The organism is Pseudomonas parafulva (genome assembly GCF_000800255.1).
GTDB classification, from domain to species: domain Bacteria; phylum Pseudomonadota; class Gammaproteobacteria; order Pseudomonadales; family Pseudomonadaceae; genus Aquipseudomonas; species Aquipseudomonas boreofloridensis.
Window position 1 is genome coordinate 2,464,139 of record NZ_CP009747.1, and the last position, 21,348, is coordinate 2,485,486.

Sequence of the window (21,348 nt, forward strand, 5' to 3'; positions counted from 1 at the left end):
ACTCCTTCAGAACTGGCCCGTCAGCCGGTTGGCCACGGGGCTCGCCATGACGCCGCAGCGCCATGAAAAAAATTCGGGTGCAGTCTAATCAAGCCTGAACGCTGCGCACATTAACCCTTGGTCGCGTCGTAGGCCAACACTGCCTGCACTACATGTACAGCACCTGTCACTCAGCCGAGCGCGCAACCGGCACCGCACGAAAAACGGGAACCCGCAGGTTCCCGTTCGTTCAAGACTTCACACGCGTATCAGCGTGGGAACGCTGGCGGGTTGACGCCAGCCATGTCTTCCATCACGCGGACCACCTGGCAGCTGTAGCCGAACTCGTTGTCGTACCAGACGTACAGGACAACGCGGTTGTCGTTGCAGATGGTGGCTTCGGCATCCACCACACCGGCATGGCGCGAGCCGACGAAGTCGGTGGAGACCACTTCCTGGGAGCTGACGTAGTCGATCTGCTTGTGCAGTTCCGAGTGCATGGCGGTCTGACGCAGGTACTCGTTCAACGCTTCACGGGTTGTGGCTTTCTCGAGGTTCAGGTTGAGAATGGCCATGGACACGTTTGGCGTCGGTACGCGAATGGCGTTACCGGTCAGCTTGCCTTTGAGCACCGGCAGCGCCTTGGCGGCGGCGGTGGCGGCACCGGTTTCGGTGATGACCATGTTCAGCGGCGCGGCGCGACCACGACGGCTGCCCTTGTGGAAGTTGTCGATCAGGTTCTGGTCGTTGGTGAACGAGTGAACGGTTTCGACGTGACCGTTGACGATGCCGTACTCATCGTTGATCGCCTTGAGCACCGGCACGATGGCGTTGGTGGTGCAGGAAGCGGCCGAGATGATCTTGTCGTCAGCGGTGATTTCACCGTGGTTGATGCCGTGCACGATGTTCTTCAGCGCGCCCTTGCCCGGTGCGGTGAGGATCACGCGACCGGCGCCCGGGCAGGCCAGGTGTTGGCCCAGGCCGTCGGCGTCACGCCAAACGCCGGTGTTGTCGACGATCAATGCGTTATCGATGCCGTACTGGGTGTAGTCGACTTCGCTCGGATTCTTGGCGTAGATCACCTGAATCAGGTTGCCGTTGGCGGTGATGGTGTTGTTGGCTTCATCGATGGTAATGGTGCCATCGAACGGGCCGTGCACCGAGTCGCGACGCAGCAGGCTGGCGCGTTTGACCAAGTCGTTCTCGGCCCCCTTGCGCACGACGATGGCGCGCAGGCGCAGGCCGTCGCCGCCACCGGTCTTCTCGATGAGGATGCGCGCCAGCAGGCGGCCAATGCGACCGAAGCCATAGAGCACGACGTCGGTGCCCTTGCGTGCCGAAACATTTTGCTGACCGACCACATCGGCCAGTTCGTCGCGCACGAACTGCTCGGCGCTGCGGTCGTTGCCCTGCTGCTTGAACTTGTTGGCCAGCTTGCCCAGGTCGACCGAAGCGGCGCCCAGTTTCAGCTCGCTCATGGCCTTGAGCAGCGGGAATGTCTCGTGTACGGACAGTTCGGTCTCGTCGGTCTGACGGTGACGCGCAAAGCGGTGGGCCTTGAGGATCGAGATAACCGAACGGTTGATCAGGCTACGGCCATAGATCGAGCTCACCACATTGTTATTGCGGTAGAGCTGACCGATAAGCGGGATCATCGCTTCAGCCAGGGCTTCACGATCGATCCACTCACCAAGACACTGGTCGGGCTTCTGAGTCACGGGAACCTTCCACATGTAGGGACAGAAAAAAGGGGCTACATTATGCCGCCCCGTCGCGTAACCGGCAATGAGTGCCTGTCGGCGCCGCACACAGGCGCCTTCGCGGCCTTTGGAACCTGACAGCAGACGGTGGCGTCAGTACAATCAATCCCTTTGCCGCACGCTTGGAGTCAGATCTTCCGTGTCAGTTCTGCGCCTACCGCCACTGTCGGCCACGGCCGGCAAACAAACCTGGGGCAACCTGCCCGGAGCCGCCCTCAGCCTGGCCATCGCCGAAGCCGCCAGCAGCGCTGGCCGCTTCACCCTGCTGCTGACCGCCGACAGCCAGGCCGCCGACCGCCTCGAGCAGGAGCTGCGCTTCTTCGCCCCGCAGCTGCCGGTGCTGCCGTTCCCCGATTGGGAAACGCTGCCCTACGATCTGTTCTCCCCGCACCAGGACATCATCTCCCAGCGCATCGCCAGCCTGTACCGCCTGCCGGAACTGGACCACGGCATTCTGGTGGTGCCGATCAGCACTGCCCTGCACCGCCTGGCCCCCACCCGCTTCCTGCTCGGGGGCAGCCTGGTCCTGGACGTGGGGCAGAAGATCGACGTCGAGCAGATGCGCACGCGCCTTGAAGCCAGCGGCTACCGCTGCGTCGACACGGTCTACGAGCACGGTGAATTCGCCGTGCGCGGCGCGCTGATCGACCTCTTCCCCATGGGCAGCAAGGCCCCCTACCGCATCGACCTGTTCGACGACGAAATCGAGACGCTGCGCACCTTCGATCCGGAAACCCAACGTTCGATCGACAAGGTCGACTCAGTGCGGCTGCTACCGGCCCGCGAATTTCCCATGCAGAAAGACGAAGTGACGCGCTTCAAGGCGCGCTTTCGTGAACGCTTCGACGTGGACTTCCGCCGCAGCGCGATCTTCCAGGACCTGACCAGCGGCATCATCCCCGCGGGCATCGAGTACTACCTGCCGTTGTTCTTCGAAGAAACCGCCACCCTGTTCGATTATCTGCCGAGCGACACCCAGGTATTTTCCCTACCCGGCGTGGAACAGGCCGCCGAAGTCTTCTGGAACGACGTGCGCGCCCGCTACGAGGAGCGCCGTGGTGACTTGAGCCGCCCGCTGCTGCCACCGGCCGAGCTGTTCATGCCGGTCGAGGACTGCTTCGCCCGACTCAAGCAGTGGCCGCGGGTAGTGGTCAGCCGCGACGAGCTGGAGGCCGGCGCTGGCCGCGCGCGCTTTCCTGCACGCGCCCTGCCCAGCCTGGCCATCGAGGCCAAGGCCAGCCAGCCACTGGCCGAACTGGCGAATTTCCTCGACCAATTCCCGGGTCGCGTGCTGTTCACGGCTGAATCGGCCGGGCGTCGCGAGGTGCTGCTGGAATTGCTCGAACGCCTGAAACTGCGTCCGCACACCGTCGAAGGCTGGACCGACTTCATCACCGGCAGTGAGCGCCTGGCGATCACCATCGCCCCGCTGGACGAAGGCTTGCTGCTGGACGATCCTGCCATCGCCCTGATCGCCGAGAGCCCGTTGTTCGGCCAGCGGGTGATGCAGCGCCGGCGCCGCGACAAGCGTGGCGAAGCGGCTAACGACGCGGTCATCAAGAACCTTACCGAACTGCGCGAAGGCGCGCCGGTGGTGCACATCGACCACGGCGTGGGCCGCTACCTGGGTCTGGCTACCTTGGAGATCGACGGCCAGGCTGCCGAATTCCTCACCCTGGAGTACGCCGAGGGCGCCAAGCTCTACGTCCCGGTGGCCAACCTGCACCTGATCGCACGCTACACCGGCAGCGACGACGCCTTGGCGCCGCTGCACCGGCTTGGCTCCGAAGCCTGGCAGAAAGCCAAGCGCAAAGCCGCAGAGCAGGTGCGCGACGTGGCCGCCGAGCTGCTCGACATTTACGCCCGCCGCGCCGCGCGCAAAGGCTATGCCTTCGCCGACCCGTCAGCCGACTATGCCACGTTCAGCGCCGGCTTCCCGTTCGAGGAAACGCCGGACCAGCAAGCGGCGATCGAAGCTGTGCGCCAGGACATGCTCGCTGCCAAGCCCATGGACCGCCTGGTGTGTGGCGATGTCGGCTTCGGCAAGACCGAAGTGGCCATGCGCGCCGCTTTCATTGCGGTGCACAGCGGCCGCCAGGTGGCAGTGCTGGTGCCCACCACCCTGCTCGCCCAGCAGCACTACAACAGCTTCCGCGACCGCTTCGCCGACTGGCCGGTAAAGGTCGAAGTGATGAGCCGTTTCAAGTCGGCCAAGGAAGTCGCCAGCGCTGCAGCCGACCTCGCCGAAGGCAAGATCGACATTCTCATCGGCACCCACAAGCTGCTGCAGGACGATGTGCGCTTCAAGGACCTGGGCCTGGCGATCATCGACGAAGAGCACCGCTTTGGCGTGCGTCAGAAAGAGCAGCTCAAGGCGCTGCGCAGCGAGGTGGACATCCTCACCCTGACCGCCACGCCGATCCCGCGCACCCTGAACATGGCCGTGGCCGGCATGCGCGACCTGTCGATCATCGCCACGCCGCCGGCGCGACGCCTGTCGGTGCGCACGTTCGTCATGGAGCAGAACAAAAGCACGGTCAAGGAGGCGTTGCTGCGCGAACTGCTGCGTGGCGGCCAGGTGTACTACCTGCACAACGACGTCAAGACCATCGAGAAATGCGCCGCCGACCTGGCCGAGTTGGTGCCCGAGGCCCGTATCGGCATCGGCCATGGGCAAATGCGCGAGCGCGAACTCGAACAGGTGATGAGCGACTTCTACCACAAGCGTTTCAACGTGTTGATCGCCTCGACCATCATTGAAACCGGCATCGACGTGCCCAGTGCCAACACCATCGTCATCGAACGCGCCGACAAGTTCGGCCTGGCGCAGTTGCACCAATTGCGCGGCCGCGTCGGGCGCAGCCACCACCAGGCCTACGCCTACTTGCTGACCCCGCCGCGTCAGCAGATCAGCACCGACGCCGAAAAGCGCCTCGAGGCGATCGCCAACACCCAGGACCTGGGCGCAGGCTTCGTCCTGGCCACCAACGACCTGGAGATCCGCGGTGCCGGAGAGCTGCTGGGCGAAGGCCAGAGCGGCCAGATCCAGGCCGTGGGCTTCACGCTTTACATGGAGATGCTCGAACGGGCGGTCAAAGCGATCCGCAAGGGCACCCAGCCTAACCTCGAACAACCCCTGGGCGGAGGCCCGGAGATCAACCTGCGCCTGCCCGCGCTGATCCCCGAAGACTATCTGCCCGACGTGCACGCGCGGCTGATCCTGTACAAACGCATCGCCTCGGCCACCGACGAAGAAGGCTTGAAGGATCTGCAAGTGGAAATGATCGACCGCTTCGGCCTGCTGCCCGAGCCGACAAAACACCTGATGCGCCTGACACTGCTCAAGCTGCAGGCTGAAAAGCTCGGCATCAAGAAGGTCGACGCCGGCCCCAACGGCGGCAAGCTGGAGTTCGAGGCCGAAACGCCGGTCGATCCGCTGACCCTGATCAAGCTGATCCAGAGCCAGCCCAAGCGCTACAAGTTCGAGGGCGCGACGCAGTTCCGCTTCCTGGTGCCGATGGAGCGTCCGGAAGAACGTTTCAATACTTTGGAGGCGCTGTTCGAGCGCCTGGCCCCACAATCGAATTAAGGAAGCTCCATGCGCGCCATTGGTTACCTGACCCTGCTGCTGACGCTGACCGCGCCGGCGGCGGCCTTCGCCGAAGGCCCGTATCAGGTGGAAATGCTGCTGTTGCGGCAAAATACGGTTGCAGCCGTCACCAGCCCCTTCGCGCCCGAGAATTGGAGCGCGGGCGCTGCGCGCCTGACCCCGGATGCCGAACGCCCGCTGGCACTGGCCGACGAAGCCACGCGCCTGGAGGCGACTGCCGACTACACCGTGCTGGTGCACAAGGCCTGGCAACAGCAGGTCGGCAGCGAGCCGAGCCGTATCGCGCTTGGCACAGGCGAAGAGCAGTTCGGCCACTTTCCCATCGAAGGCAATCTCAGCATTGCCGAAGGTCGTTTCACCCGGATCGACGCCAATTTCTGGGTCAACGAACTGGACGGTAACGGCAGCGTGCTGCGCAGCGAGCAGTTCAAGCAGAGCAACAGCAACGTGAAGAATGGCCAACTCACCTTCCTCGACGGCGGTCACCTGGCATTGCTTATCAAGGTCGCACCGGTGGGCATGCGCAAACCACCGATGCCCGACCCGGAAATGATGGAGCAGTGACGCCGTGAAAGAACTGGAGCATCTGTTCGCACAGAACCTGAGCTGGCACCGCAACTTCAGCGAAAATACGCTGCAACGCGGCAAGCGCTATGCCGAGCAGGGACGTGCCGAGATCCTCTCCCATGAGCAGTTGCGCATCGAAGGCGTGTGTATTGGCAGTGGTACCAGCCGCTACAAACAACGCGTCGATTTCTCCGTCGCGCCTAACCGCCAGGTGCTGATCGACGGTCGCTGCAGCTGTCCTGTGGCGCTGAATTGCAAGCACTGCGCAGCGCTACTCTTCACACTCGCCCAACGTTACGCCGAGGACGTCGCCAAGAACGACACCCTCCCCCTGCACCTCGAGCATTGGTTACAGGTCCTGGGGCAGCCGCCGGCGGCTGCACGCCAGAGCGAAGATCGACGCGGCAGAATGGTGTGCTACGAAATCCTCGACCGTGAGGATCAAGGCTGTGCAGTGCGCGTGCGAAAAGGCACGCGGGAGGGCGAGGTCATTCGCTACAGCCGGCTCCACTCATTGAGTGAACTGCTTTATGACACCCCAACGTACGTCAAGGATGAGGACTTGCGCATATTGCGCCAGCTGGGCGCGCAGAACATGCCGTACGGCCAAGAGCGCGGTTTTCCGCTCAAAGGCAGAGAAGGCGGCGAGCTGCTGCAACAGATCGCCCAGACCGGACGACTGCTGTACACCGAAGGCGGCCCACTGCTGAACCTGGGCGAGGAACGTGAGGCCGAGTTCCGCTGGGTTCGCCTGGACAATGGCGAATATCGAGGGCGGTGGCACAGCGCGGACGCCCCCTTGCATGTACTGCCACTGATCCCCCTGTTCTACGTGGACACTGCCACCGCCCAAGTCGGCACCCTTCGACACACGCTGGACCCGCACACCGCTCAACAACTCTCCATCGCTCCCGACGTACCGGAGCACCTGATCGTGCCCCTGAGCCATAAACTCAAGGCCCTGAACCACCAACTGCCGACACCGAGCACCGTCAAGCAGGAGCGGGTGGACGACATACAGCCCACTGCGCATCTGACCCTCGGCAGCGTCGAATTCAGTGCCTACACGCCCAAGACCGGCCGTATGCAGCGTCAGATGCAGCATCGCGCCGCCCTTTCGTTCGACTACGATGGCATCCGTGCGACGGGCAACGACGATAAACCCCTCAGCCGCCTGGTCGGCAGCGTCAGTCAGCGCATCGCCCGGCAGCCCAAGCAGGAAAAGTACCTGCGCGAAACCCTGCGCAAGCTGGGTTTCAAGGCCGCCACCCGACAAAGCAAAGCGCTGCCCGACAGCGCGGGCGACATGCTTCAGTTACCCGACGACGAAGCCTGGCTGCACTTCGCCCGTGAGGACCTGCCAGCGCTGCGCGAAGCCGGCTGGACAGTGGACATGCACCGCGACTTCGCCTTCAACCTCAACGAGGTGCAGGACTGGTACGCCACGGTCGAGGAAGCGCCCGCCCACGAGTGGTTCGAGCTGGAGTTGGGTATCGTCGTCGACGGTCAGCGCCACAGCCTGCTGCCGATCATCCTGCAATTGCTGCGCAGTAACCCGGAACTGTTGCGCCCCAGCGAACTGGCGCGGCGCAGCGACGAGGAACACCTGCTACTGGATCTCAACCGCGGTGGCCTGGACGGCCCGGCTATGCGCGTCGCCCTGCCCTACGGCCGAATCAAAGCGGTGATGGGCACGCTGGGTGAGCTCTACTTGCACGAAGGCCCTGTGGGTTCCGCCCTGCGCCTGGAGCGCGCCGATGTCGCGCGCCTGAACGATATCGAGCACCTGCCCCTGCATTGGGAAGGTGGCGAGCACTTGCGCGACCTTGGCCGGCGCCTGCGCGATGCACGCGACCTCGACGTGTTGCCGCCCAAGGGCTTGAAAGCTGCGCTGCGACCTTATCAACAGCAAGGCCTGAACTGGCTCCAGGCGCTGCGCGAAATGGGCACCGGCGGCATCCTTGGCGATGACATGGGCTTGGGCAAGACCCTGCAGACCCTTGCCCACCTGCTACTGGAGAAAGAGTCCGGGCGTCTGGACCAGCCTGCACTGGCGGTCATGCCCACCAGCCTGATCCCCAACTGGCTCGACGAAGCCCAGCGTTTCGCCCCGGACCTGCGGGTTCTCGCCCTGCATGGCCCCAGCCGATCACGCGCGTTCGCCACGCTTGGCGACTACGATTTGGTGCTGACCACCTACGCCCTGTTGCCACGTGACCTTCAGCATCTGCAAGCACAAAACTGGCACTTGCTGGTGCTGGACGAAGCGCAGAACATCAAGAGCAGTACCAGCAAGGCCGCCCAGGCTGCTCGCGAATTGCACGCCGACCAGCGTCTGTGCCTGACCGGTACGCCAGTGGAAAACAATCTGGGCGAGTTGTGGTCGATCTTCCATTTCCTGATGCCCGGCTGGCTGGGCGACCAGAAGCGCTTCAACCAAGACTACCGCACGCCCATCGAGCGCCAGGGTGACACCGAGCGCCTGAACCACCTCGCCACCCGGGTGCGGCCCTTCCTGCTGCGTCGCACCAAGGAACAGGTGGCGCGCGAGTTGCCACCCAAGACCGAGATGGTGCACTGGGTCGACCTCAGCGATGCCCAGCGCGACACCTACGAGACCGTGCGGGTGGCACTGGACAAGAAGGTTCGCGACGAAATCGCCCTCAACGGCGCTTCTCGCAGCCAGATCGTGATCCTCGACGCCCTCCTTAAGCTGCGCCAGGTCTGCTGTGACTTGCGCCTGGTCAAAGGCGTAAACGCCCAGGGCAACCAGGCGGACAAAGGCAAGCTGGGCAGCCTGCTGCAGATGCTCGAAGAACTGATCAGCGAAGGCCGCCGGATACTGCTGTTCTCGCAGTTCACCTCGATGCTCGCACTGGTTCAGGCCGAACTGGACAAGCGTGCCATCCGCTACAGCCTGCTGACAGGGGAAACGCGCGATCGGCGGGCACCGGTCCAGCAATTCCAGGACGGGGACAGCGACGTGTTCCTGATCAGCCTCAAGGCAGGCGGCACCGGCCTCAACCTGACCGCAGCCGATACGGTGATCCACTACGATCCGTGGTGGAACCCGGCCAGCGAGAACCAGGCTACGGACCGGGCCTATCGGATCGGTCAGGACAAGCCGGTGTTCGTCTACAAGCTGATCACCCGTGGCACGGTGGAGGAGAAGATCCAGCAACTGCAACTGCAAAAAGCGACGCTGGCGGCCGGGCTGCTCGATGGCGGTCAAGCCGGACAGTGGCGCCTGGGTGACGAAGAAATCGAGGCGCTGTTCGCGCCGCTGCCGGGCAAGCGCGGACGTTGAGCGGACCCAGGCCGTATTGCGGGTAAAACCGCAATCGGCTTACTCGATCAATTGCGCCTCCTTCAAAGCGGCCAGCGCCTCCAGCCACCGCGGTTGCTGTTTGTAGTCGGTGGACGCGAAACCCTTCCCGCGCATGCCAACGATGCGCGGCGATGGTCTCACCTTCAAGCGCTGCGCCGCTGTCAGCGCCAGCTCCGCCGCAGCCCGATCGTTGCACACCAGCCCCATGTCACAACCGGCGCTCAACGCGGCCTCGATGCGATTGGCCGCATCGCCGACCACGTGCGCGCCGGCCATGGACAAGTCATCGCTGAATATCACGCCCTCAAAGCCCAGCTCACCGCGCAGGATGTCCTGCAGCCAGCGCCGCGAGAATCCGGCGGGCTGGTTGTCGATCTGTGGGTAGATCACATGGGCGGGCATGACCGCTGCCAGCTGACCGCTCAGACGCGTGAAGGGCACCAGATCGGCCTGACGCAACTGCTCAAGGCTGCGCTCATCGGTCGGAATGGCTACGTGCGAGTCGGCCTCTGCCCAACCGTGACCCGGGAAATGCTTGCCACAGGCGGCCATGCCTGCGGCATTCATGCCACGTATGAAGGCACCGGCCAGTCGCGTGGCACGCTGCGGATCGCCTTCAAAGGCCCGGCTGCCCACCACTGCACTGCGTTGATGATCCAGGTCCAGCACCGGCGCGAAGCTCAGGTCCAAGCCGACGGCCAACACCTCGGTCGCCATCAGCCAGCCGCATTGCTCGGCCAAATACTCGGCATTGGCGTTATCGGCCAACGCGCGCATCGCCGGCAGCCGCACGAACCCCTGACGCAGACGCTGGACCCGCCCCCCTTCCTGATCGACCGCCAGGATCAGGTCAGGTCGGATGGCGCGTATCGACGCGCAGAGCTCGCGCACCTGCCGAGGGCTGTCGATGTTGCGGGCGAAAATGATCAGGCCCGCCACTTCAGGTTGACGCAGAAGCTGGCGGTCCTCGGCGGTCAGCCAGTGACCGGCGATATCCACCATCAGGGAGCCTTGGAGGCTGGCAGTCATACGGAGTCCTTCATTGAAGATTCAGACCGAAGTGATACAGGACGGCAGCGCAGGCGCTCGCCATCCCCGGCTCTGGAACGGCTGATAAACGAATGGGTGGGGGGCGGGCAAGCATGGGCGCTAGCTTAGCGGATGCGCCCTGCCCCGCCCAGCCTTCACGCTTTGGCCGGTGTGCCAGTGGCCGGGCTCTTGCTGCGCGGACGCAGTTGCGCGGCCGCCATGGCCTGATCGGTCACGCCAGTGTCGGCGCGCATACCGGCTGCGAGAAAGGGGACCATCAAACGCATGACTTGCTCGATCGACGTGTTGATGCCGAAGTCGGTTTCAGCGATAGCCCGCAACGCCTTGATACCGGACATGCTGAACGCGGCAGCACCCAGCATGAAGTGCACGCGCCAGAACAGCTCTAGAGGCGGAATGCGCGGGGCGGCCTCGTTGACCAATAGCATGTAGCGTCGAAACACTTTTCCATACATGTCTTCCAGGTAGCGCCGCAGGTGCCCCTGACTCTGACTGAAGGCCAGGCCCAACAGACGCATGAAGATCGACAGGTCATTGTTGCTGCGCGGCTGCACGACCAAAGCTTGCTCCACGAGCATCTCGAGCAGTTCTTCCAGGCTTGGCTTGGCTTCTGGCTGCGCCTGGCGCCGCTCGAGCTCACGCTCCAGGCTGGCGCAAAACGGCCCGAGGAAACGCGAGAACACCGCTTGGATCAGCGCTTTCTTGGAACCGAAGTGATAGTTTACCGCCGCCAGGTTGACACCTGCTTTGCTGGTGATCAGACGCAGCGAGGTCTCCGCGAAACCTCGCTCGGCGAACAGCTGCTCGGCAGCATCGAGAATGCGTTCAACGGTTTCCGATTGGGCCATGACTTATCCGCCTGACAAACAGTTGTTTGAAACATACGTTTCAGGCGTGACGCTGTCAAGATTCAGTGACCCATCGGTCGAGTAATTTCCACTACCCGAGAAAGAGCTGCAAGCCACGGACGACAAGGGGTTGGCGCAACATCACAGGCGCGCATGGATTTTTCTTGGCGCTTGCAGCTTGCAGCTTGCCATCTACTGTATATAATCCCAGTCACTGTATAAAAAGACAGAGCCACTCGCCATGCTGAAACTCACGCCACGCCAAGCCGAGATCCTGGCTTTCATCAAACGTTGCCTCGAAGACAATGGATTCCCCCCCACCCGCGCGGAAATCGCTCAGGAACTGGGTTTCAAGTCCCCCAATGCCGCCGAGGAGCATCTCAAGGCGCTGGCGCGCAAAGGTGCAATCGAAATGACCCCGGGGGCTTCCCGCGGCATTCGCATCCCAGGCGTTGAAAGCAAGCCGCAAGACAGTGCCTTGCCGATCATCGGCCGCGTCGCCGCCGGCGCACCGATCCTGGCTGAGCAGCACATCGAAGAATCTTGCAACATCAACCCGGCCTTTTTCCATCCCCGCGCCGACTACCTGCTGCGCGTCCACGGCATGAGCATGAAGGACATCGGCATCATCGACGGTGACCTGCTCGCGGTGCATACCTGCCGCGAAGCACGCAACGGCCAGATCGTCGTTGCCCGCATCGGAGACGAAGTCACCGTGAAGCGCTTCAAGCGCGAAGGCAGCAAGGTCTGGCTCATCGCCGAAAACCCTGAATTTGCCCCGATCGAAGTGAACCTGAACGATCAGGAACTGGTGATCGAGGGCTTGAGCGTCGGCGTCATACGCCGCTGATCCTGGAGGCGTCATGCAGCAGTCCGCCCACTCAACGCAGCCCGCACAATTGCCCTTGTTCGAAGCCTTCCTCGCACAGCCCGTGCTGCCTGGCCTGAAGAGCCGCGAACTGCCGCACATGGCGAACCGGCCCGAGCTGTTCAGCGAACTGTCACTGCGCGGCGCCCCAGGGCATTGTCACAGCCTGCTGGCTCCTATCCTTCGCGAACTGAGCGATGTGGATGATGCGCGTTGGCTCACACTGATCGCGCCGCCCTCCAGCTTGACTCAGGCCTGGCTACGCCATGCTGGGCTAAACCGGGAGCGGATCCTGCTGCTGCAACCTGGCAACAGCCAAAGCGCACTGCAATTAGCCTGTGAGGCCTTGCGCCTGGGTCACAGCCATACCGTGGTCAGTTGGCTTGGCAACATCAATGCCGGCAACCGCCAGCAGCTCATTCACGCAGCCACCTGTGGAAACGCACAAAGCCTGAACATCCGCCTCGGCTAATGTTCAGGCTTTGACTGTGTGAGATTTTGATGACGCCTGAGTCAAGGTTCAGTGGAGAACGCGCGGCCCTTCATCGCGTTCGAACTCACCCTCAATCAATTTACCAGCCATCTGCACGCCCACGCTGAGCATCGCCTTGGCCACTTCAACGTGCTGCCCCTGCAAGAACACCTTGGCATCCTCGGAAAAATCCAGAGTGACCAACGAACCTTCGTCCTCGGCACGACGCAGCTCAATGCGACCATCAGGCAATTCGACAATTTCTAGAAAGGACGTTGACATAAGGGGCCTGCTGTTCACGAAAGGCGAGTAGTGTACCAGCCACGCAGTCTGTCAGCACTCACTCAACGCGTCGCGGAAACGTCTTGCAAGCCCTTTCAACGCCTGACGCCATCGTTCCAACTCAACGCGCGAAACCGCGACTTCCTCACAATCGTCGAGATTGACCGCCTGAATCAAAGGCTGAGTCACGTCGGTCTTGGCGATTTTCCTCTCGACCGGTGGTTGGAACAAATCGGCATAAGCTCTAAGCAATTGGGCTAACCACGTCTGTGGCTGGCGTGCCAGTTCCAGCATCTCGGCCATTTCCGGGATGGCCACAGCGCTCAGCGTTTCATCGGTCAGCAACAGTTCGGCACGCGGTGCTGCGGCCTGAGGCAGGCGGTAGAATCCGGCGATTTCGTGGCACAGCCCTAAAAGCGCGCCATACAAATGAAAGAGCGCAGACTCACGCTCTGCCTGGATCAGCCCCTGAGCGTTCATCGCGCCGCTCTGCTCAGCCTTGGCCATGGATTCCAGGGCAAGCCCCGCGAAGAACAGCTTTTGATTGGTGCGCGTGTAGAGTTCCTGGGCCATGTTCAATGACCTCCCTGACTGCAAGGCAATGGGCTTGCATCATAAATGATCGGGGCCGCGAGCGCGCTCATCACGTCATCCGTGACAGGCACACAAGCGGCCCCTCCCTGTCATCGAAGCGTCAGCGCTTGTCTTCGACCTTCCACGCCTTGCCGTCGTAGAACGCTTTCCAACCGGTCGGCTTGCCGTCGACTTCGGATTGAACGTACTGCTCCTTGGTCTTGCGGCTGTAGCGGATCACTGCCGGGCGGCCGTCCGGGTCTTTTTGCGGCGCTTCGCACAAGAAATGATACTTGGGGTCGATCTCATGCTTGTGCGGCACGATTTCCAGGACCAAGGGCGCGCGGGTTTCGCGGTTCTTCGGGAACTGGCTAGCAGCCAGGAACAACCCGGAGGCGCCGTCGCGCAACACATAGGTGTCATCGACCTTCTCGCAGCGCAACTCAGGCATGTCCACCTTGTCCATCTTCGGTGGCGCGGCCTCGCCATTCTTGAGCAGCTTACGGGTGTTCTTGCAGGCCGGATTGGTACAGCCGAAGAACTTGCCGAAGCGGCCGGTCTTGAGCTGCATCTCGCTGCCGCACTTGTCGCATTCCAGGCTTGGGCCTTCGTAGCCCTTGATCCGGTAGCTGCCCTCTTCGATTTCGTAGCCCGGGCAGTCTGGGTTGTTGCCGCAGATATGCAGTTTGTGCTTCTCGTCCAGCAAGTAAGCATCCATCGCCGTCGAACAGATCGGGCAGCGATGCTTGCCGCGCAGCACCAAGGATTCGGATTCACCCTCGTCGTCTGCGGCAATCTCATCACCTGGAACCAGGTTGACGGTCGCCTTGCAGCGCTCTTTCGGCGGCAGGCTGTAGCCCGAGCAGCCCAGGAAAACGCCAGTGGAGGCGGTGCGAATCATCATCGGCCGCCCGCATTCCTTGCACGGAATGTTGGTGAGGGTCGGCTGATTGGCCCGCATGCCATTCTCGCTGGATTCGGCCGTCAGCAGTTTCGTGCTGAAGTCGCCATAGAACTCATCAAGCACGTTCTTCCAGTCACGCTCGCCGTGGGCGACGTCATCGAGGTTCTCCTCCATGCCGGCGGTGAAGCCATAGTCCATCAGATTGGAGAAGCTCTCGGACAGGCGCTCGGTGACGATGTCGCCCATCTTCTCGGAGTAGAAGCGGCGGTTGTGCAACGTCACGTAGCCGCGATCCTGAATGGTGGAAATGATGGCTGCATAGGTCGAAGGGCGACCGATACCGCGCTTTTCCATTTCCTTGACCAGGCTCGCTTCGGTGAAGCGCGCAGGCGGCTTGGTGAAATGCTGGCTGGGATCGAGCTGAAGCAACGCCAGCGACTCGCCCTGGGCCATGTCCGGCAACACATCGTCTTCGCCCGGCTTGGTCTGCTGGGGCTGCACACGGGTGTAACCATCGAACTTGAGGATGCGACCCTTGGCGCGCAGCTCGAACTCACCGGCAGCAACGGTGACGCTGGTGGACAGGTACTGCGCAGGCGGCATCTGGCAAGCCAGGAACTGGCGCCAGATCAGCTCGTACAGGCGCTCGGCATCGCGCTCCATGCCACTGAGCTTGGTGGGATGGGTCGTGACGTCGGAAGGCCGGATGGCTTCGTGCGCCTCCTGGGCACCTTCCTTGCTGCCATACACGATCGGCGCCGCTGGCAGGTACTGCTTGCCGAACTCGCTCTCGATGTAGCTGCGCGCCATCTCCACCGCATCGGTGGAGAGGTTGGTGGAGTCGGTTCGCATGTAAGTGATGTAGCCCGCTTCGTAAAGACGCTGGGCCATCATCATGGTCTTCTTCACCCCAAAGCCGAGGCGGTTGCTGGCAGCCTGCTGCAGCGTGGAGGTGATGAACGGCGCCGAGGGCTTGCTGCTGGTCGGACGGTCTTCACGCTTGATCACGCTGTAGCTGGAAGCCTTGAGCTTCTCCAGCGCGGCCATGGCCTGGGCTTGATTCAGCGGCTTGAAGGCCTCGCCGCGTTCACGGGCGACCTCGAAGCGCACCTTGGCGTTTTTCGCGGTACCGAGATCGGCGTGGATTTCCCAGTATTCCTCGGGATTGAAGGCCCGAATCTCGCGTTCACGCTCGACCACCAGCTTCACGGCCACCGACTGCACACGACCGGCAGAAAGGCCGCGGGCGATTTTCGACCACAGCAACGGCGACACCATGTAGCCGACCACGCGATCGAGGAAGCGACGCGCCTGCTGGGCATTGACACGGTCGATGTCGAGTTCGCCCGGTTGTGAGAACGCTTCCTGGATGGCCTTCTTGGTGATTTCGTTGAACACCACGCGCTTGTAGCGGCTGTCATCACCACCGATGGCTTCGCGCAGGTGCCAGGCAATGGCCTCCCCTTCGCGGTCCAAGTCGGTTGCGAGATAGATGGTGTCGGCATCCTTGGCCAGGCGGCGCAGTTCGTCGATCACCTTTTCCTTGCCGGGAAGGATCTCGTACTGGGCTTTCCAGCCCGCCTCCGGATCGACACCCATGCGCGCCACCAGTTGCCGGCGAGCCTTCTCCTTCGGCGTCAGGGTCGACGCCTGAGCAGCGGTCTTGCCGCGCTTGGCAGCCGGCTCCTTGGCCGTACTGGCCGAACCGCTGGTGGGAAGGTCTCGGATATGGCCGATACTCGACTTCACCACGTACTGGTTGCCCAGGTACTTGTTGATGGTCTTGGCCTTGGCCGGGGATTCCACAATGACCAGCGATTTGCCCATGGATCGGAGTATTCCTGAATCTGAAGATGAAAAACGCGTCAGGTGCCGCACGCGGCACCGCTATATATAGTGGCGTAGGAGTGAGGTCAAGCGCGGTCGATCACTCGACGGCCTTTGCACCCCGTGCCAAGAGCCCGTCTTCAGCCCTGAGCAGAGCAAAGCGCGGCACCTGCTCGCCGTCAACCTCGACCGACTCCTGAAACATCGAGAGAGGCCGCACCCAAAAGCTGTAATCACCATACAGGCATTGGTAGAAGACCATCCACTCTTCGCTCTCGGAATGCCGCGCGACACTGAAGACACGGTACTCAGGCCCTTTGTAATGCCGGTACACACCTGGCTGTATCTGCATGTCACGTCCTCTCGCGCACAAACTCTGTAAAAAACAAAACCGGGGCACAGGGCCCCGGCTGCTGTCCTGCGACGCGATCAGACGCGTTCGAAGACAGTGGTGATGCCCTGACCCAGGCCGACGCACATGGTGGCCACGCCCAGCGTGCCGCCATTCTGCTTCATGACGTTGAGCAGGGTGCCGGAAATCCGTGCACCGGAGCAACCGAACGGATGGCCCAAGGCAATGGCGCCGCCGTGCAGGTTAACCTTCTCATCCATCTTGTCGAGCACTTTCAGATCCTTGAGCACTGGCAGTGCCTGTGCGGCGAAGGCTTCGTTGAGCTCGAAGAAGTCGATGTCGCCGATGCTCAGGCCCGCGCGCTTGAGGGCTTTCTGGGTCGATGGCACCGGACCGTAACCCATGATCGCAGGGTCGACACCGGCCACGGCCATCGAGCGGATGACCGCCAACGGCTGGATGCCAAGGTCCATGGCGCGCTGGCCGGACATGACGATCATGCACGAAGCACCATCGGTGATCTGCGACGACGTGCCAGCGGTCACTGTACCGCCTTTGGGGTTGAACGCAGGCTTGAGCGCCGCCAGACCTTCGAGGGTGGTTTCCGGACGAATGGTCTCGTCGTAATCGAAGACTTTGAGGAAACCGTTCTCGTCGTACCCCTGCATCGGGATGATTTCGTCCTTGAACTTGCCCTCGACCGTAGCCTTGTGAGCCAACTGATGCGAGCGCAGCGCGAACAGGTCTTGCTGCTCGCGAGTAATGCCGTGCATCTTGCCGAGCATTTCGGCAGTCAGGCCCATCATGCCGGAGGCCTTGGCCGCATGCAGTGACAGATGCGGGTTAGGATCGACCCCGTGCATCATGCTGACGTGCCCCATGTGCTCGACACCGCCGACCACGAATACATCACCGTTCCCGGTCATGATCGCCTGGGCGGCAGTGTGCAACGCGCTCATCGACGAACCGCACAGTCGGCTGACGGTCTGCGCAGCGCTGGTATGCGGAATCGGGGTCATCAGCGAGGCCATGCGCGCGATGTTCCAGCCTTGCTCCAGGGTCTGGTTGACGCATCCCCAGATCACATCCTCGACTTCCTTCGGATCGACCTTGTCGTTGCGCTCCAGCAGCTTGCTGATCAAGTGCGCCGACATGTCTTCGGCGCGAGTGTTGCGGTGCATGCCACCCTTGGAACGACCCATGGGCGTGCGACCGAAGTCGACAATCACCACGTCTCTTGGATTGAGGCTCATATCAATATTCTCGCTCTAGCTCAGTGGCCGTTCAGTTGAAGAAACGCTGACCGTTCTTGGCCATTTCACGCAGCTTCGCAGTCGGGTGGTACAGCGGACCCAGATCGGCATACTGGTCGGCCAAGGCAACGAACTCGGCCACACCGATCGAGTCGATGTAGCGCAGCGCGCCGCCACGGAAGGGAGGGAAGCCAATGCCGTAGACCAGGCCCATGTCCGCTTCGGCAGCCGTCTCGACGATGCCGTCTTCCAGGCAGCGCACGGTCTCCAGGCACAGCGGCACCATCATCCAGTTGATGATGTCTTCGTCGCTGACTTCACGCTGCTCGTAGATCACGGGCTTGAGCACTTCCAGGACCGACGCATCGGCGACCTTCTTCGGTTTGCCGCGCTTGTCGGTTTCGTAGGCGTAGAAGCCCTTGCCGTTCTTCTGGCCCAGACGATTGGCCTCGTACAGGGCATCGACGGCGGAGCGACGCTCGTCTTTCATGCGGTCGGGGAAGCCCTCGGCCATCACATCGCGGCCGTGGTGGCCGGTGTCGATGCCGACCACATCCATCAAGTAGGCCGGGCCCATGGGCCAGCCGAACTTCTCCATGACCTTGTCGATGCGCACGAAGTCCACGCCTGCGCTGACCAGCTTGGCGAAGCCGCCGAAGTAAGGGAACAACACGCGGTTGACCAGGAAGCCCGGGCAGTCGTTGACCACGATCGGGTTCTTGCCCATCTTCTTGGCGTAGGCCACGGTGGTGGCGACCGCCACGTCACTGGACTTTTCGCCGCGGATGACTTCGACCAGCGGCATCATGTGCACCGGGTTGAAGAAGTGCATGCCGACGAAGTTTTCCGGGCGTTTGAGCGCCTTGGCCAGCAGGTTGATGGAAATGGTCGAGGTATTGGAGGCCAGAATGGCATCGTCTTTGACCTGCCCTTCCACCTCGGCCAGTACCGCCTGCTTGACCTTCGGGTTTTCGACCACGGCCTCGACGACGATGTCGACGTTGGCGAAGTCGCCGTAGGACAGGGTCGGGCGGATGGCGTTGAGCGCCTCGGCCATCTTCGCCGAGGTCAGACGACCTTTCTCGACGCGGTTGCCGAGCAGCTTGGAGGCTTCGCTCAAGCCCAACTGGATCGCTTCCTCGCGGATATCCTTCATCAGGATCGGCGTACCTTTGACCGCCGACTGGTAGGCGATGCCGCCACCCATGATGCCGGCGCCGAGCACGGCCGCCTGCTTCACATCGTGGGCGATCTCGTCGTGGGCCTTGGCCTTGCGCTTGAGTTCCTGATCGTTGAGGAACAGCCCGATCAGACTCTCGGCCACCGAGGTCTTGGCCAACTTGGCAAAACCGGCGGCTTCAACCTCCAGGGCCTTGTCACGGCCGAAGTTGGCAGCTTTCTGGATACTCTTGATGGCCTCGACCGGCGCTGGATAGTTCGGCCCAGCCTGGCCGGCGACAAAGCCTTTGGCCGTCTCGAAGGCCATCATCTGCTCGATGGCGTTGAGCTTGAGCTTCTCAAGCTTTGGCTGGCGCTTGGCCTTGTAGTCCAGCTCGCCACTGATGGCGCGCTTGATCAGGTCCAGGGCACCGGCCTGCAACAGTTCAGGCGCGACCACGGCATCGACGGCGCCCACTTTCAGGGCGTCTTCGGCGCCGTTTTCCTTACCCGAGGCGATCCACTCGATGGCGTTGTCCGAGCCGATCAGCCGTGGCAGACGCACGGTGCCGCCAAAGCCTGGGTAGATGCCCAGCTTGACTTCCGGCAGGCCGATCTTGGCGCTGCTGGCCATCACGCGGTAGTCGGCGGCCAGGCACATCTCCAGACCGCCGCCCAGGGCGATGCCGTTGATCGCGGCCACGGTGGGCACCTGCAGGTCTTCGAAGTCGCTGAAGATGCGGTTGGCTTCCAGATTACCGGCGACCAGTTCGGCCTCGGGCAGCTTGAAGTTATCGACGAATTCGGTGATGTCGGCACCGACGATGAACACGTCCTTGCCGCTGCTGACGATGACGCCCTTGATGGACGCATCGGCTTTGATCGTATCGACTGCCTGGCGCAGCTCGTTCAGGGTCAGGCGATTGAATTTGTTGACGGACTCACCCTTGAGGTCGAAGCGCAGTTCGACGATGCCGCTTTCAAGAGCCTTAACCGTGATGGCTTTACCTTCGTAAATCATCAACTGATCTCCACGATATGGAAGCTGAACTGTACACGCCGAACGCTGGCAGCCGGGTCGTTTGCAAGACCTTCTGCCAGGCACACCCGTCAGCGCGCTGGTCGGGATTCTGGACGAGCGATGTGAACATACAAACGCTCAATTCATACGCCCGTTTGATTTGGGTCCGCACACATTCTCCGAAAAGGCCGAAGTTGTCAAATACCCACAAGTCCCCGAAAAAAGCGACTTTCCAGTCATTTTGTTACAGATTTGAAAAAACAGGATAAGCCTGATTGCTCACCATTCATCACAGCGATTCAGGCGTGATGCGGTGAAAATGGCGTCGGAAAAGAAGTCAGCTCAGACGAAAGCATGAACGCGCCGATGAAGTTGCAGGCGCTTTCGCTGTTGACGGGGCGCAAGCCTGGCCTTTTTGCCCTGAGGATCAGCGGGATCGACGTGGCTGCCAGGGCTGGGGAAAGGTTCAGGCGAGTGTTTCCAGGGTATGCGCGATGTCCTGAAGAACAGCCGTGTCGCCACGCTCACTCCAGCACAGCGCGATCATGCGGCTATCAGCCTCCACCTTATAGACAGTGGCAGGCAAGCGCGCGAAGCATTGTGCCAAGCGCGGTTCCTCGCAGGGCTCACGCCAGGTGTTCAGCCACACGCCGGGGCTCACCTGCCAGTAGCACCAAGTATCCTCATGCCCTCTGCGCCGCGCACGGTGGTATTGGGGGCATGGACTGGGCGGCTCGTTTTCCAGCCAATGCGGCCATTTCTGCGGGCTGAGCTGCATGGCCAGACCCATGCGCCGGCCCTCCAGCCGCAGGTTCATTTGCTCGCTCTGCTTACGCGAGGGACGCAGCCAGGCCAGCGGGCTGAGAATCAGCGCAAGGATTGACACCACCAGCCATACCGTCATATCTGTATCCCCCATAATGCGTTGCACAGGCGCGGCTTGGTCATTTCATCTCGCCGGGCCAGAAAGCGACCATACTTTTACTATCGCGATTTTCAGGAGTCCCGCTCATGTCCTACGAACATCTTCTGGTCGCCGTCGACCTGACCGAGGAATGCGACCCGGTGATCAAGCGCGCCATGAAGCTCGCCGAACCGACCGGCGCCAAGGTGTCGCTGGTGCATATCGTAGAGCCCATGGCCATGGCATTCGGTGGCGACGTGCCGATGGACCTGTCGCAACTGCAACAGCAGCAGTTCGACCAGGCCAAGGAGCGCATGGACCGGTTGTACGCCAAGTATCCCGGCATCAATCGCGGTGATTCGCACCTTAAATATGGCCAGCCTCGCCAGGAGATCCACCAGTTGGCCACCGATGAAGCCTGCGACCTGATCGTGGTCGGCAGCCATGGCCGTCATGGCCTGGCGCTGCTGCTGGGCTCCACGGCCAATGACGTCCTGCACGGCGCACCGTGCGATGTGCTGGCCGTGCGACTGCTGAAAAAGGACTGATGCCCGTGCTGGCACTGCCCTCGTGACTCAGGTCGCGAATGCAG

The 21,348-nt window shown here is 62.1% G+C and carries 16 protein-coding genes; 6 read left to right on the forward strand and 10 right to left on the reverse strand.

Going from position 1 to position 21,348, the window contains the following annotated elements; all coding sequences use genetic code 11:
• Positions 1-248 precede the first annotated feature (248 nt).
• Positions 249-1,712: a glyceraldehyde-3-phosphate dehydrogenase gene (locus tag NJ69_RS10465; protein WP_039578773.1), complete on the reverse strand. Its 1,464-nt coding sequence runs from the start codon at positions 1,710-1,712 to the stop codon at positions 249-251.
• A 166-nt stretch (positions 1,713-1,878) separates the two neighbouring features.
• Here NJ69_RS10465 and mfd point away from each other — a divergent pair, with 166 nt between their 5' ends.
• Genes mfd through NJ69_RS22405 form a run of 3 tightly spaced genes read left to right on the forward strand, consistent with a single transcriptional unit; the run spans position 1,879 to position 9,223 of the window.
• Positions 1,879-5,328 carry a transcription-repair coupling factor gene (mfd, locus tag NJ69_RS10470; RefSeq protein WP_039578775.1) on the forward strand — a complete coding sequence of 1,150 codons (3,450 nt, stop codon included), beginning with the start codon at positions 1,879-1,881 and terminating at the stop codon, positions 5,326-5,328.
• Positions 5,329-5,337: 9 nt separating this feature from the next.
• On the forward strand, positions 5,338-5,913 hold the full coding sequence (locus tag NJ69_RS10475; RefSeq protein ID WP_029613026.1) for a CsiV family protein: 576 nt from the start codon (positions 5,338-5,340) through the stop codon (positions 5,911-5,913).
• A 4-nt stretch (positions 5,914-5,917) separates the two neighbouring features.
• A complete protein-coding gene (locus NJ69_RS22405; protein WP_080754745.1) occupies positions 5,918-9,223 on the forward strand; it encodes a DEAD/DEAH box helicase in 3,306 nt (1,101 codons plus the stop codon).
• A gap of 39 nt (positions 9,224-9,262) precedes the next feature.
• On the opposite strand, the gene nagZ is transcribed toward NJ69_RS22405, so the two are convergent.
• Together nagZ and NJ69_RS10490 are read right to left on the reverse strand one after the other, a co-directional pair.
• Positions 9,263-10,273, reverse strand: a complete 1,011-nt coding sequence (nagZ, locus tag NJ69_RS10485; RefSeq protein WP_039578778.1) for a beta-N-acetylhexosaminidase — start codon at positions 10,271-10,273, stop codon at positions 9,263-9,265.
• Between the two features lie 155 nt (positions 10,274-10,428).
• Positions 10,429-11,142: a TetR/AcrR family transcriptional regulator gene (locus NJ69_RS10490; protein ID WP_039578781.1), complete on the reverse strand. Its 714-nt coding sequence runs from the start codon at positions 11,140-11,142 to the stop codon at positions 10,429-10,431.
• Between the two features lie 241 nt (positions 11,143-11,383).
• Between NJ69_RS10490 and lexA the strand changes: the two genes are divergently transcribed.
• Together lexA and sulA are read left to right on the forward strand one after the other, a co-directional pair.
• Complete coding sequence (gene lexA, locus NJ69_RS10495; RefSeq protein ID WP_039578783.1) at positions 11,384-11,992, forward strand: transcriptional repressor LexA; 609 nt, start codon at positions 11,384-11,386, stop codon at positions 11,990-11,992.
• Positions 11,993-12,005: 13 nt separating this feature from the next.
• Complete coding sequence (gene sulA / locus NJ69_RS10500; RefSeq protein WP_039578785.1) at positions 12,006-12,482, forward strand: SOS-induced cell division inhibitor SulA; 477 nt, start codon at positions 12,006-12,008, stop codon at positions 12,480-12,482.
• Positions 12,483-12,530: 48 nt separating this feature from the next.
• On the opposite strand, the gene NJ69_RS10505 is transcribed toward sulA, so the two are convergent.
• From NJ69_RS10505 to NJ69_RS10535, 7 genes are all read right to left on the reverse strand, one after another.
• Positions 12,531-12,764 (reverse strand): hypothetical protein, encoded by a 234-nt coding sequence (locus NJ69_RS10505; RefSeq protein ID WP_029613032.1) that lies wholly within the window; start codon positions 12,762-12,764, stop codon positions 12,531-12,533.
• A 51-nt stretch (positions 12,765-12,815) separates the two neighbouring features.
• Positions 12,816-13,337: a DUF6586 family protein gene (locus tag NJ69_RS10510; protein WP_039578788.1), complete on the reverse strand. Its 522-nt coding sequence runs from the start codon at positions 13,335-13,337 to the stop codon at positions 12,816-12,818.
• A gap of 121 nt (positions 13,338-13,458) precedes the next feature.
• On the reverse strand, positions 13,459-16,068 hold the full coding sequence (topA, locus tag NJ69_RS10515) for a type I DNA topoisomerase (protein ID WP_039578790.1): 2,610 nt from the start codon (positions 16,066-16,068) through the stop codon (positions 13,459-13,461).
• A 100-nt stretch (positions 16,069-16,168) separates the two neighbouring features.
• A complete protein-coding gene (locus NJ69_RS10520) occupies positions 16,169-16,420 on the reverse strand; it encodes a DUF1653 domain-containing protein (RefSeq protein ID WP_029613035.1) in 252 nt (83 codons plus the stop codon).
• A gap of 77 nt (positions 16,421-16,497) precedes the next feature.
• Positions 16,498-17,673 (reverse strand): acetyl-CoA C-acyltransferase FadA, encoded by a 1,176-nt coding sequence (gene fadA / locus NJ69_RS10525; RefSeq protein WP_039578792.1) that lies wholly within the window; start codon positions 17,671-17,673, stop codon positions 16,498-16,500.
• 31 nt (positions 17,674-17,704) lie between these two features.
• A complete protein-coding gene (fadB, locus tag NJ69_RS10530; RefSeq protein WP_039578794.1) occupies positions 17,705-19,852 on the reverse strand; it encodes a fatty acid oxidation complex subunit alpha FadB in 2,148 nt (715 codons plus the stop codon).
• Between the two features lie 466 nt (positions 19,853-20,318).
• Positions 20,319-20,756, reverse strand: a complete 438-nt coding sequence (locus tag NJ69_RS10535; RefSeq protein ID WP_039578796.1) for a hypothetical protein — start codon at positions 20,754-20,756, stop codon at positions 20,319-20,321.
• Positions 20,757-20,863: 107 nt separating this feature from the next.
• Here NJ69_RS10535 and NJ69_RS10540 point away from each other — a divergent pair, with 107 nt between their 5' ends.
• Complete coding sequence (locus NJ69_RS10540) at positions 20,864-21,304, forward strand: universal stress protein (protein ID WP_029613037.1); 441 nt, start codon at positions 20,864-20,866, stop codon at positions 21,302-21,304.
• Positions 21,305-21,348: the final 44 nt, after the last annotated feature.